Consider the following 13,367-nt stretch of genomic DNA (forward strand, 5'->3'; position numbering starts at 1 on the left):
CGGTCTCGTCTCGGGTGGGTAATAACCCTCAGAGGGGGGAATCCGTCAACGCTTACTCCATGACCAGATTCAGAATTCTTCCGGGGACGTAGATGGTGCGCTTGATGGTCCGGCCCTCGATGAGGGAGGCAAGCTTGGGCTGACCGCGCAGGATGGCCACAACCGTTTCTTGGCTGGCCCCGGCGGGGGTGAGCAGTTCCCCGCGGTGCTTGCCGTTGATCTGGAACACCACTTTCTGTTCGGTCGCGATCAGCCTCGCCGGATCGTGGGCGGGCCACGGGGCGGTGGAGAGCGATTCGGTCCGGCCAAGGCGCGCCCATAGCTCCTCGCCGAGGTGTGGCGCAAACGGTGCGAGCAACTGGACCAGCGTGAGCACCGCCTCGCGCGTATAGGACGAAGCCTCCTGGAGTGCGTTGGCGTAGATCATCATCTGGGAGATGGCCGTGTTGAATCGCAGCGCTTCGATGTCCTCGCCCACCTTTCGGATCGTCTCGTGCCGCAGCTTGTCGAGCACGGGCGAGAGCTCCGCCGGGGTGATTTTCTGATTGGGCTGGCCATGCGCCCCAATGGCGAGGCGCCAGACCTTGTGCAGGAAGCGGTGCACGCCCTCAATGCCGCGTGGGTTCCACGGTTTCATCGCTTCAAGCGGGCCGAGGAACATGAGGTAAAGGCGCAGACTGTCGGTGCCGTGACTTGCAATGATGGTATCGGGGTTCACCACGTTGCCCCGGCTCTTGGACATCTTCTCACCGTCTTCTCCCAGGATGATTCCCTGGTGAAAGAGTTTCCTGAAGGGCTCGTTCTGCGGAACAGCCCCGATGTCGAACAGGACCTTGTGCCAGAAACGGGCGTAGAGCAGGTGCAGCACCGCATGTTCAGCCCCGCCGACATAGAGATCCGGCACGCCCCAGTAACGCAGTGCTTCCTTCGCGGCAAAGGCCTCGGTGTTCCTGGGGTCGACAAAGCGCAGGTAATACCAGCAGGAGCCGGCCCACTGCGGCATGGTGTTGGTCTCCCGACGAGCGCGGATCCACGATGTTCCCTCGGGACGCGGTCCACTTGCAGGAACATGGCGCCCAGTGGTGACATCGTACCACAACTCCAGCCAGTCCGGAACATTTGCCAGCGGGCTTTCGCCCGTGCCGCTCGGAAGATAGGATTGCACGTCGGGCAGGGTCAGCGGCAGGATCCTTTCCGGAAGCGGAAGCGCGTACCAGGACGTGCCTGTTGCGGTGTCCCGATAGGTGACAGGTTCGGGCGGCAGACCGCTCAGGCCGGCGGCCGCGGCGCGATGGTAATCGGCTTCATTGACCCAGAGAATGGGAAACGGCTCCCCCCAGTAGCGCTGGCGAGAGAACAGCCAGTCGCGCAGCTTGTAGTTGACGGTTGCCCGGCCGCGACCGCGATTCAACAGATCGACGGTGATGCGCCTCTTGGCCTCGCTCCAGTCGAGGCCGTTGTACGGACCGGAATTGACCAGTTTCCCGTCGCCCACGAACGGGAGCGTTTCTCGGGCTTCCGGGGAGAGCGAAGCGTCGGAGGGCTCGATCACGCGCACGATGGGCAGCTTGTACTGGATGGCGAAATCGTAGTCGCGTTCGTCGTGTGCGGGAACCGCCATGATGGCTCCGGTGCCGTAGCCCATCAGGACGTAGTCGGCTATCCAGATGGGAATGCGCTGGCCGTTGGCCGGGTTGATGGCGTGGGAGCCGGTGAAGACGCCGGATTTTTCCTTGGCCAGATCGGTGCGTTCCAAGTCGCTCTTCGAGGCGGCCTTCCTGCGGTAGGCCTCCACCGCGGCGCGCTGCTCCGGCGTGGTGAGGCTTTCGACCAGCGGGTGCTCCGGGGCGACCACCATGTAGGTTGCGCCATGGAGCGTGTCCGGCCGGGTGGTGAAAACCTTGAGGTCGCCCAGCGAGGCGGGTTCCAGCTCGAAAAGAAGTTCGGCACCCTCGCTGCGGCCGATCCAGGCCTCCTGCATGCGCTTGGTGGAATCGGGCCAGTCGAGATCCTTGAGGTCGTTCAGAAGGCGCTCGGCGTAGGCGGTGATGCGCAGGACCCATTGACGCAGGTTGCGGCGCTCGACGGGGAAGTTGCCCACCTCGGAGCGGCCGTCGACGATTTCCTCATTGGCGAGGACCGTGCGCAATTCCGGGCACCACCAGACAGGGCGCTCGTCGACGTAGGCGAGGCCGCGTTTGAAGAGCTGTAGGAAAATCCACTGCGTCCACTGCACATAGCGCGGATCGGTCGTGTCGATCTCGCGATCCCAGTCGTAACTGAAGCCCAGCGCCTTGATCTGACGCCGAAAGTTGGCGATGTTGTTCTGCGTATTGCTGGCGGGGTGCGTGCCGGTCTTGACCGCGTGCTGTTCGGCGGGAAGCCCAAAGGCATCCCAGCCGATCGGATGCAGCACCGAGAAACCCTTTGCACGCTTGTAGCGCGCGATGATGTCGGTGGCTGTGTAGCCTTCGGGATGTCCGATGTGCAGCCCGGCTCCCGAGGGGTAGGGAAACATGTCGAGTACGTAATACTTCTGCTTCGAAGCGTCTGGCTCTGAGCGAAAGGCTCGGGTTTGATCCCAGAATGATTGCCAATGCGGCTCGATTTGGAGAAAGTCGTACTCTTTGCAATGCGTAGCCATTTGAATGAACGGGCCAGCGTAAATCTTTCGAGGATTGCGTCAACGACGCTGCGACTGCTGCTCCTGGCAGTGTGTCTGGTCCATGTGGTGCCAGGCGCACGGGCCGCTGGGATGTCCAAGGGCTTCAATGACATGCTGAACGCGGTGGTGCGCATTGATGTGCGCGAGGTCTCATACGACAGCGGGGTGAAGCGGTTTTCGGCGGGCGTTGGATCAGGTGTGATCGTTTCCAAGACCGGGCTGATCCTGACCAATGCGCATGTTGCCAGTCCAAAGTCCATTGAGTTGCTGGTCACGCTTTCCAGCCTTGAGCGCGTGGGGGCGAAACTCGTGGGCTGGGATCACTGGACGGACCTGGCGCTGCTGCAACTCGATGTGGACGATGTCGCCCGGAGGAAATTGAAATTCACGCACGCGCTTTTCGGCGATTCCGACAAACTCTATCCGGGAGAGGTCGTTTACGCCGTGGGGACGCCGCACGGGCTGACGCGCACGGTGACGCGTGGCATCATTTCAAACAACCGGCGCTACTTTCAGGACAACACTGGTGTGCGCGGCTATGAAACGGGAGAGTTCAACACCTGGCTCCAGACGGATGCCGCGATTAACCCGGGCAACTCCGGGGGGCCGCTGGTCACGGAGAAGGGGGCCGTCATCGGCATCACCTCGCGCGGCTATCTCGGGGCCAACAATCTTGGCTTCGCGATTCCTGGAAACATTGCGAGACGAGTGGCTGACGGACTGGCCCATGATGGCTCCATCACGAGAAGTTACATTGGAATCGTGCCGCGCGAGCTTCGGGATCTCGAGGGATTCTACGCACTCTCGCTGAATGAGGGAATGCTGATCAACTCGGTTGATCCCGGCTCGCCGGCCGCGGGCGCCGGACTGCGTGCTGGCGACATCCTGCTGGCGATCGATGGCAAGCCTGTCGATGGGCGCTTCCCTGAACAGCTTCCGCCCATCCAGAATTCAATCGCCAGCCGGCCCGTTGGCAGCGCGGTCCTGCTGACGATCAAGCGGGGAACGGAAACGCGGGACTATTCTGTAGTGACGGAGAAGCTGGAGAGCCAGGTCGGAGAGGAGCTGGCATTCGAGAAGTGGGGAATAACGGTGAGAAAGGTTTCCAAAACCTATGCGCGCAACCATCAGCTTCCCGACTCCACCGGACTGATCGTGCTGGGAGTTCAGCCCGGGTTCCCAGCCGCAGTCGCGGGTTTGAGCCGCGGGGCCATCATCACGAGCATCAACCAGCAGAGGATTACTTCGGTCGATGTTGCCCGGAAGATCTATTCCGCCTACGAAGCAAAGCCTGAACCAACGTTGGTCGAGGCGCAGCGTTATTTCCAGGTTTCCCTTTATATCCTCAAGCCATGAAATCCTCCTCAATGACAGCCATACCCCCGCTGGGTTCGCTTCCGAACCTGTCTCCAGCACACTCCAGACCCGCGCCTGGTCTCACAACGAGGCGCATCCTCCTCGCGTGCGCCTTTGCGTGCGCAGCCCTGTCGTCCCGCGCAGCCGAAATTCGCGATCTATGGAAGGAGCGCCTCAAGTCGGTTGTTGCGATTGAGTTTTTCACCGAGACTGAGCTGGATCGCCGGCCAACCGTGATTTTCGGCACGGTCATCGACAAGGAGGGCACGGTTGTTTTTTCTGGCGGCGCCGTGAACGTGCGGTCGACCCCTTCGGAATTGAAGGATTTCCGGGTGTACCTTCCCGGCGAAAATGTGAGGACGTATGCCAGCGCCACCTACATCGGTCAGGATGTTTTCACGACCTGGCAGTATGTGAAGGTGGCCGAATCCCTCTGGCCGTCGCTGGTGCCCATCACGGCATTTGCCGGTCCTGCGACGGCATCGACGGATGTGCAGCTGGCGCAGCAGGTCTGGGGGATCGCCCTACGGGCAAAGGACGAGGACTTCGCCCCCTATATCCTCTCCGCGCAGGTGGGCCTGCTGCAGACCCTCCCGCAGCGCACTGCCGTGTGCATGGATGACGTTGCCGGACCGGGCCTTCCCGTGTTTGATGCGAAGGGCGTGTTTCTGGGTTTTGGCATGCCGGGGTTTGCCCAGAGTTATCTCGAGTTCTCGAAGCGCTCACCGGGCGGCGAGCAGGTGGCTCTGGTCAACATTGGTGAAACGGGTGCCTTCCAGCTCGCCGACGAGATCCTGCCCTTTCTGAACCGCAGGCCGTTGAATGTTTACGGTCGATCGGTGCCGTGGTTTGGCTGGTACGGGCTGCAGCCGACGGACCCGGAAGTGGCGGCGCACCTCAAGATCGACATAGGCGTGGTTGTCAGCGAGGTGCTGGCCGGAAGCCCGGCGGAGCAGAGCGGGCTGCAGCCGCGCGATGTCGTGGTCGCCATGGACGGCAAGCCCCTTCCGCGCCTCAAGCCTGATCGCGTGATGGTGAACTATCTCGCGCGCGAGATTGCCCGTCGTGCGGTCGGTGACGTGGTGAAGGTGACGGTCCTGCGGAATGGCGAGCGCGTTGATGTCGCAGCCAAGCTGGTCGAGGAGCCCAAGCTCTTCCGCGAGGCGGACCGCAAGTATTTCGACAAGCTGGGCTTCACCGCGCGTGAATTCGTCTACGCCGACGGCATCATGCGGCGCGCGCCCGTTGCCGAGCATCAGGGTGTGATCGCGCATTTTGTGAAGGCAAATTCACCGGCGGCGACGGCGGGGCTGGTCACCGATGACTGGATCAAGGAAATCGATGGCACGCCCATCACGTCGTACAAGGAGGCTATCGATCAGCTGGGCGCCATCCAGGCCGACAGCTCGCGCACCGAGGCGGTTCTCTTGATTCGGAGGGGCGGCGACACTCAGGTCCTGCGCATAAAATTGAAATAGCCTTCCGGCCAATTTGGCGTTTGGTAGGGCCGGGCAAACGCAGGGTCCGCGCTGCCCGGCTCTTATGTTCACAGGGATTGTTGAGGAAACGGGTCGGATACTCGGCTTTTCCGCCAGCAGCATCGGCTGGCGGTTGAGGATCCACGCACGGCTGGTGCTGGAGGGATTGGCGTTGGGCGACAGCATTGCCGTCAATGGGTGCTGCCTGACCGCAGTGGCGAGTGATGCGTCCGCAGGCACCCTTGAGTTCGACGTGCTGGAGGAAACGAGGCACCTGACAAATCTTGGGTCGCTTGCGACGGGTGGCGCCGTCAATCTTGAGCGCAGCCTTTCCTTTGGGGGAAAGATGGGCGGTCATTTTGTGACCGGGCACATCGATGGCACGGGAAGAGTGGAGGTGATTGAGCGCCGCGGAGCGGATCATTTTCTCAAGGTCGCGGCGGCTTCAGGCTGCGGGCGCCATCTCATTTCCAAGGGCAGCATTGCAATTGACGGAATCTCGCTGACGGTTGCGGAAGTTGATGGCGACGTCTTTTCCGTCTGGATCATTCCGCACACGCTGGAGGTTACGAATCTCAATTTCCGCAGGCCGGGGGATGCCGTGAATCTCGAATTCGATCTGCTGGGGAAATACGTGGAGAAACTGCTGCAGCCGCAGCTCCAGGCGAAACCCCGGTGCTAGTGCCGCCATGCGCAAGATCCTCCTCGCACTGACTTCCGAGCTTCGGCGTTTGAAGGCGGCCGGAGTGAAAACAGTTCCTGTTTCAGCCGACACCATTTCAGCGTTCAAGTCCGTCGTCAGGGCGCGGGCGTCCGGTGTGGCCGCCGTTGATGCGACAGCGTCGTATTCTAAGCCTGTGCCGAAGCCGGACGCAGTGCACGAGAGCCCGTCGAGAGCGGACAGCGGGTTTCCTCCTCCACCCGTGGTGACACTTCCCTCGGGCGACAAGCATGCGCAAATGGACTGGCTGCGCGATCGCGTGCTCAATGACCCGGTTTGCCTCAGCCATGTGCGTCCGGGCAAACGGCTGGTTGTTGGGGTCGGCAATCTGGACGCGAAGATCTTCTTTTGCGGAGAGGCTCCCGGAGCGGACGAGGAAATCCAGGGTGAACCGTTTGTGGGACCGGCAGGCCAGTTGCTGAACAGAATGATTCACGGAATGGGGTTGAAGCGCGAGGAGGTGTACATCGGCAACATCATGAACTGGCGGCCGGACGTGCCGACGCATGCCGGGATGGAGCAGTCTGGAAACCGGCCGCCGACCGCCGAGGAAATGGCGTACTGCCTGCCCTACCTGAAGGCCCAGTTGCAGATCGTGAACCCGGATGTGATTGTCGCGCTGGGGGCCACCGCCGGGCAGGGGCTTCTGGGAATGGGCAGCTTCAAGACCCTCCGGGAAATTCGCGGGCGATGGAAACTCTTTTCAGAAAAGCCGGTCATGGTGACCTATCATCCCAGCTACGTTCTTCGCAATGAGTCCAATCGGGTGAAGCGTGCGGTCTGGGAGGATCTGCTCCAGGTCATGGAACGGATCGGTCTGCCGATCTCCGACAAGCAGCGTGGCTTTTTTCTGAACAAATGAAACTCAGCACCGGATTGCATGGGTGCGCAATTCTCCTGCTGGCCGGAGTTGCGGGCGCCGCACGGGCTCAGGAGCGGCCCTTCAATTTTGAAGTCCTGAAGCTTCAGGCGAAATCGCTGGCGGCTTCACCCTATGTGGCCCGGGCGTCCCACGTGCCAAAGTGGCTTCAGTCGCTGACCTACGACCAGCATCGGCGGATACGGTTTGACGGTGAACGCGCGGTTTGGCGACGCGAGCGACTGCCGTTTCGCCTCGAGTTCTTCCATCCCGGATTCATCAACAACCGAACGATCGAGGTGTCGCAGGTCGATCATGGACGGGCCACTCCGATCGCCTATGATCCATCGATGTTCGAGTTTGGCGATGGCATCGAGAGCGGGCCGGTGCCACCGGACCTGGGATTCGCCGGATTCCGCGTGTTGTATCAGCTCAACAGGAGGGATGCCTGGGACGAACTGGCGGTGTATCAGGGCGCGAGCTATTTTCGCGCGCTCGCCAGCGGCCAGCGCTACGGGCTCTCCGCCCGCGGCCTCGCATTGAACACGGCAGATCCGGCGGGGGAGGAGTTTCCCGTGTTTGAGCGGTTCTGGGTCGAGCGTCCATCTCCGGATGCGCGCACCATTGTGGTCCATGCCTTGCTCGACAGCCCGTCTGCCGCGGGTGCGTTCCGGTTTGTCATCGATCCGGGAACGACGACCGCCATGGACATCGACGTCGCGCTGTTTCCGCGGGTGGGAGAATCGATCAGGACCTGGGGCCTTGCCCCGCTTACGAGCATGTTCTGGCATGGAGAATCATCGACGACCAGCAATGACGACTATCGTCCCGAAGTGCACGATTCCGACGGCCTGCTCATGGAGCGCGGAAACGGAGAGCGGCTCTGGCGGCCGCTGGTGAATCCCCGTGAAGTCCGCACGACTTCGTTTTCGGATGAGAATCCGAAGGGGTTTGGTCTGGTGCAGCGCGACCGCGCATTCTCAAGTTACGAGGATCTCGAGGCCTGCTATCACCTGCGTCCCAGCGCCTGGGTGGAGCCGCGCGGCTCGTGGGGCAGGGGGCAGGTGCGCCTCGTTGAGATACCGACTCCGGATGAAACGAACGACAACATCGTGGCTTTCTGGGTTCCCGAGCATCCCGTGAAGCCGTATCAAACAATTGAATACAGCTACCGCCTCCTCTGGTTCACCGAAGGCAGGGAGGGCAGTCCGGGTTCACCGACGGGACAGGCCGTGGCGACGCGCCTCGGACGGAGCAGGACGCACGAGCCGGATTTGCAGCGCTTTGTTGTCGACTTCGACAGCCGGCAGTTGCGCTCGCTCGCCGCGGAGTCCGGGGTCGGGTGCGTGGTGAGTGTCGGGGCAGGCGCGACGCTGGCTCACGAGGCTGTGCAGAAAAACCCCTTCAACGACACCTGGCGGGTCGCCTTTGCTCTTCGACCGGACGGATCGGGCAAACCGGTGGAGCTCCGATGCTTCCTTAGGAAGGGGTCCGGTGTGCTGAGCGAGACATGGACCTACCTTTGGCAGCCTTGAGGTTGCAGTCGACTGGCGGGCGGCTACTTTTCGTTGCCTGGACACCGGCCTGCGACTGAGGTGCCCGGAATCTCCCAACCATGCCTACCGATACGGATGCGGCGACCGCCGCGGCACTAGCGTCCTTCCGCCCGCGAACGGGCACGATGGAAGGGTGGAACGCGGCCTATGTTCGCGTGGAGGACTACCTGCGGGCGCACCGCATCCACAATCGCCTGCACCAGAGCCGCCTCATCCTCGCGATACTTGAGCGCGCGGCGCGCAGGCATGAGGCGACGCCGGCAGTTGAGCCAACCACGCTGGCAGCCGAGGAGGTGGAGGCGGCGATGGATGAGTGGTTTTCCGAATTGCTGGGAGAGAAAGGGCTCCCTCACGAACGCCTTGCCGTGGCTGGGAGGGTCGCCCTGCTGCTTGCGGACGGCCCGCAGAAATGGCCCTATGCCTTTCTCGACTCGAAGAACGTTCCGGAGGATTTTGCGCGGACGATGCGTGAGAGCTCCATCCGGGCCGGGCCCGATCTTGCTGTTTCGAGCATGGTCCCGCGGGAGATTGACCTGGGTCCCATCAGCGAGGCTGCCGGGGAGACCCTGGAGCGGATCGAGAAGTGGCCGCTGGTTCGGACCCTTCTGTTATGGAGCGTCTTTGTGGCGACGCTCGTCGGGATATTCTACGCCACGCGCTGACCGGCCGTGGAAAACAAGATGGCTCGCTTCATTGCAGACAATCCGGACCTTGGACGTGTCGGACGGCGGCGGGCGACCTTCTTCTCGTCCGCGTTCGCGCTGACGGCTCTGGCGACCTGGTTCATGGCGGACCTGCTGTGGCGGCATAATGGCATTTCCGGAATGGAGTGGCTGATACTCGTTCTGTTCGCCGTGCTGTTTTCACAGGTTGCCATCGGATTCGTCACGGCGGTGCTGGGCTATTACGTGATCACCCGCGGTGGCGACGCCCGCAGGATCACGAACACGATCGACTGGGAGCGGGAGAGTGTGGAGCTGGGAACCACCGCGGTGATCATGCCGGTATTCAACGAGGATGTGTCGCGCGTGTTTGAAGGCCTGCGTGTGATCTACCGCTCGGTGGAGGAAACGGGGCGCTTGTCTCACTTCGATTTTTTTGTCCTCTCGGATTCCAACCAGCCGAACCAATGGATCCAGGAGGAGGTGGCCTGGGTGGAGCTGTGCAGGCAGGTCAGGGGGTTTGGGCGCATCTTTTATCGGAAGCGCCGGCAGCAGATCAACAAGAAGGCCGGCAATGTGGCGGATTTCCTGCGCCGGTGGGGCAGGAAGTATCGCTACATGGTCGTGCTCGACGCGGATTCACTCATGACGGGTGAAGCGCTGGTCAGGCTGGTGCGGATGATGGAGCGCAACACCCGCACGGGCATCATCCAGACCGCACCACGAATCGTAAACGGCGAGACGCTTTATGCGCGCATGATGTCATTCGCGAACAGGCTCTACAGCCCGGTTTTCCTTGCGGGACTCAACTACTGGCAGGGGCCGGACGGAAATTACTGGGGGCACAACGCGATCATCCGTGTGCAGCCGTTCATCGATCATTGCGCGCTGCCCGAGCTTCCAGGAAGCGAACCCTTTGGCGGGCGCATTCTCTCCCATGACTTTGTCGAGGCCGCATTGATGCGAAAGGCGGGCTGGCAGGTGTGGCTGGCGCATGACATTGAGGGGAGCTTTGAGGAGGGGCCGCCGACCCTGATCGATTCGGCCAAGCGCGATCGACGCTGGTGCCAGGGAAATCTGCAGCATACCTGGCTGCTGACGGCGCGCGGGTTTCGCCCGGCAAACCGCTTCCACTTGTTCATGGGTGTGATGGGTTATGTTTCGTCGCCTCTGTGGCTGCTGCTCCTCGTGCTGTCGACGATCCACGTATTCAACCTGCTTCGTGACCCTGGCGCGGCGTCCGAACAGGTGGGGCGATCGATCCTGCCGGGATATCCTCTGGCGATTCCCGAAGCGCTCACGCTCTTCGCCTTCACGATGCTGCTGCTGTTTCTGCCGAAGATCCTCGGGCTGCTCGCCGCAGCGCAGAACCCTTCGGAAACGAGCCGGTTTGGCGGCGTCGGACGGATGGCGGTGAGCGCACTGTGCGAGACCGCCATTTCCGCATTGCTGGCGCCGATCGCCATGCTCTTCAACACCAAGTTCGTGGTCTTCACACTGCTTGGCCAGGGAGTGTCGTGGGTGACGCAGAAGCGTGGTGCGGATGATGGAACCGACTGGCGCGAGGCCATTCTGACGCATGGCGAGCAGACTTTGTTCGGCGTCATCTGGGGCGTGTCGGCTTACATTCTTCTGCCGACCTTTTTCTGGTGGCTGAGTCCGGTCCTGGCCGGCCTGGTGCTTGCGATCCCGCTGTCGATTGCACTCAGCAAGACGGACTACGGCGATGCGGCAAAACGACTGGGGATCTTCCTGACTCCCGAGGAGGTGGCTGAGCCGGGCCTGCTCCAGCGGCTGCGCCGCAATCTTGCCGAATGCTACCAGCAGCTCCAGCCGCTGGAGAGGCTGAGGGCGGACTATGGATTGATGCAGGCTGTCGTGGATCCGTACGTGAACGCGGTCCATGTGTCACTGCTGCGCCAGCGGAGGCCCAGCGAGGAGTCGCGCGATTATTTTTTCCAGCTTCGACAGAGGCTGCTGGGGGAGGGCCCCGTCAAGCTGAGCGCAAAGGAGAAGATGTCGCTGCTGCTCGACGCGGAGTCGATGATCTGGCTGCACGAGGAGCTGTGGCGTCGCCCGAGCGCCTCCCTCGCGGACTGGTGGAGGCTCGCCATCCGCCAGTACAATGTCCTGACGGCGGCGCCGATCACCGCGCTGTATCGGTAGCGCTGCGAGGGGAGGGTACCAGCAACTGTCTTCGTGTTTCCCAAGATCAGCGCTGCATTGTACAGGCCATTGCGCGATCGTGCCCACATGGCGGCAAATCTCCACCTGGACAAGGAATTGATTATTGGAGCCCAAAAGCTCGGCAGGCTTCGATCCAAACGGGCGACCGTCGGGGAAGCGCTGCGTGAGTACGTGCAGCGACGCAGGCAGTTCGGGATTCTCCGGACAGATAGACTACGATGCGGCACGGCGGGGACGCCGCAAATTCTTGAAATGCATCCAAAACGGACGAATACTGCCGGGCAATGCAGACTATTTCAGCCAACGGGGCGAAGCAGAATCTGGGTGCGGTCATTGATGCGGCCCGGCGGAAACCCGTGACCATTACAAAACATGGGAAACCTGCTGTGATCGTGACATCCGCCGAAGATTACCGCGATCTGAGGGACTTGGTGCATGATTTTTTGAAGGCAGAGGTCCGAAAGGGTCTTGACGACCTGGCGGCTGGCCGCTCCCAAGCCTTTGAGACAAAGGCGGATCTCCACCTGTTGTTTAAGGGACTGAAGGCGCGACTGAATGGGCACAAGAAAAACACTCCCCAAGCACGGTGACCTGCTTGCATGAGCCGGTTTGTCCTATCCAACCGTGCTATTCAGGATCTTGAAGTCATCGGCTCTTACATAGCCCACGACAGTGTCGAGGCCGCTGGGAGGGTGCTGGACTACATTGAGGAGCAATTGAACCTGCTGGCGACAAGGCCGCTGATCGGGCGTGTTCGCCCGGACTTGTGGCAGGGCATGCTTTGCTTTGTGATCGGCCGGCCTCGATGGCGCAGCCGCTATTTGATTTTCTACCGCTGCACCGGCACAGGCATTGAAGTCGCCCGAATCATTGAAGCCCATCGAAACATCGCCGCAGCCCTTGAGGATATGCCGTCCGATTGAAGAATCGAAGGACGAAAGGGTGTGCGGCTTTCGTGCTTCTCAGACTTAGCGCAGCATCGCGGTCAGGCGTCCACGGCCGGCGACGTTGAGTTTTTGATAGATCGATCGAAGCTGGCGCTTCACGGTCAGAATGCTCTTGCTCAGATGCAGCGCCACCTCGTCGTTGCTGAGCCCCTGCCCGACAAGCCATGCCACGTCCCGCTCGCGCGGGCTCAATCTGGCCAGCAGACCGGCCGTGCGTGCATTCTCACCATTGCGACTGCAGAACACCGGTCGATTGTCCTCGAAGCGGATCAGAAACATCGGCATGCTCAGCGGCGCGGCATCAAGCTGAAGCAAATTGATCAATGCACGCAGCGCGGGCTGCGCTTCGAGGGAGAAATAGACGCCCGGCGGCGATGTCAATGAACACAGACGATGGCAGCAGGGATTCCACGTGACCTTGAAATTTGCGCAATATGCCGTCAGGGGCGCGGGAATGTGAATCGCGCCGGGCCGCTTCTCCTTCGCCGCGCGTTCCGGTCCGAGATTCCATGCGGCGCAGGCATCGATGGCGGAACGGTTGTGCCAGGCCACCCGCAGATCCCAATCCAGCAGCACAGTGGGCATCGGCAGGTCGACCAGCAGCTTTTCCAGGGAAAGCCGCACAGCCCGCTCGCGATTGAGGTTCAGGATGCGATGGAGGACGGTGTCGAAATGGGGATGCAACTGCGCAACCAAGACCATGTCGGCATGGGTGAAATCCCGCTGCGCCGCCGTGCGGTGCAGGCCGATGAGCCCTTGGAAATGCCCAGAGTGCCAGAAGTTCATGCACGCAAAGTGCCGGTCGCTGTCAGCGGCGAGAGAGAAGTCATGGTTTTGTGGCGGGTAGGAATCCACGTCTTCTTGGGGCGATTTTCTTGCTTGGTGGAGGCAGGTGGAGGTTCTTCGAATGGGTGGTTTTTCTTCCTGCTGGATGGG

The 13,367-nt window shown here is 61.5% G+C and carries 12 protein-coding genes; 10 read left to right on the top strand and 2 right to left on the bottom strand.

Annotation, left to right across the window (positions count from 1 at the left end; genetic code table 11):
• Window positions 1–52 precede the first annotated feature (52 nt).
• Window positions 53–2,644 carry a leucine--tRNA ligase gene (locus tag HS122_15015; protein ID MBE7539708.1) on the bottom strand — a complete coding sequence of 864 codons (2,592 nt, stop codon included), beginning with the start codon at window positions 2,642–2,644 and terminating at the stop codon, window positions 53–55.
• Between HS122_15015 and HS122_15020 the strand changes: the two genes are divergently transcribed.
• From HS122_15020 to HS122_15065, 10 genes are all read left to right on the top strand, one after another.
• Window positions 2,597–4,021 carry a trypsin-like peptidase domain-containing protein gene (locus HS122_15020; GenBank protein ID MBE7539709.1) on the top strand — a complete coding sequence of 475 codons (1,425 nt, stop codon included), beginning with the start codon at window positions 2,597–2,599 and terminating at the stop codon, window positions 4,019–4,021. The genes HS122_15015 and HS122_15020 overlap by 48 nt on opposite strands.
• A gap of 11 nt (window positions 4,022–4,032) precedes the next feature.
• Window positions 4,033–5,499, top strand: a complete 1,467-nt coding sequence (locus tag HS122_15025; GenBank protein MBE7539710.1) for a PDZ domain-containing protein — start codon at window positions 4,033–4,035, stop codon at window positions 5,497–5,499.
• Between the two features lie 64 nt (window positions 5,500–5,563).
• On the top strand, window positions 5,564–6,181 hold the full coding sequence (locus HS122_15030) for a riboflavin synthase (GenBank protein MBE7539711.1): 618 nt from the start codon (window positions 5,564–5,566) through the stop codon (window positions 6,179–6,181).
• A 7-nt stretch (window positions 6,182–6,188) separates the two neighbouring features.
• Window positions 6,189–7,082, top strand: coding sequence for a uracil-DNA glycosylase (locus tag HS122_15035; protein MBE7539712.1), 894 nt, complete (start codon window positions 6,189–6,191; stop codon window positions 7,080–7,082).
• Window positions 7,079–8,614, top strand: a complete 1,536-nt coding sequence (locus HS122_15040; GenBank protein ID MBE7539713.1) for a glucan biosynthesis protein G — start codon at window positions 7,079–7,081, stop codon at window positions 8,612–8,614. Before HS122_15035 ends, HS122_15040 begins: the two co-directional genes overlap by 4 nt.
• 80 nt (window positions 8,615–8,694) lie before the next feature.
• A complete protein-coding gene (locus HS122_15045; GenBank protein ID MBE7539714.1) occupies window positions 8,695–9,297 on the top strand; it encodes a hypothetical protein in 603 nt (200 codons plus the stop codon).
• A gap of 18 nt (window positions 9,298–9,315) precedes the next feature.
• On the top strand, window positions 9,316–11,463 hold the full coding sequence (gene mdoH, locus HS122_15050; GenBank protein ID MBE7539715.1) for a glucans biosynthesis glucosyltransferase MdoH: 2,148 nt from the start codon (window positions 9,316–9,318) through the stop codon (window positions 11,461–11,463).
• Between the two features lie 87 nt (window positions 11,464–11,550).
• Window positions 11,551–11,844: a type II toxin-antitoxin system VapB family antitoxin gene (locus HS122_15055; protein MBE7539716.1), complete on the top strand. Its 294-nt coding sequence runs from the start codon at window positions 11,551–11,553 to the stop codon at window positions 11,842–11,844.
• The gene (locus HS122_15060) at window positions 11,769–12,074 is read left to right on the top strand and encodes a type II toxin-antitoxin system Phd/YefM family antitoxin (GenBank protein MBE7539717.1); all 306 of its coding nucleotides are present in this window, start codon (window positions 11,769–11,771) and stop codon (window positions 12,072–12,074) included. Before HS122_15055 ends, HS122_15060 begins: the two co-directional genes overlap by 76 nt.
• A 9-nt stretch (window positions 12,075–12,083) precedes the next feature.
• Window positions 12,084–12,407, top strand: a complete 324-nt coding sequence (locus HS122_15065; GenBank protein ID MBE7539718.1) for a type II toxin-antitoxin system RelE/ParE family toxin — start codon at window positions 12,084–12,086, stop codon at window positions 12,405–12,407.
• 45 nt (window positions 12,408–12,452) lie between these two features.
• Here the strand turns inward: HS122_15065 and HS122_15070 are convergent, their stop codons facing one another.
• Entirely contained in the window at window positions 12,453–13,217 is a 765-nt protein-coding gene (locus HS122_15070) for a helix-turn-helix transcriptional regulator (GenBank protein ID MBE7539719.1), read from the bottom strand.
• Window positions 13,218–13,367 lie beyond the last annotated feature (150 nt).

The organism is Opitutaceae bacterium (genome assembly GCA_015075305.1).
GTDB lineage: Bacteria > Verrucomicrobiota > Verrucomicrobiia > Opitutales > Opitutaceae > UBA6669.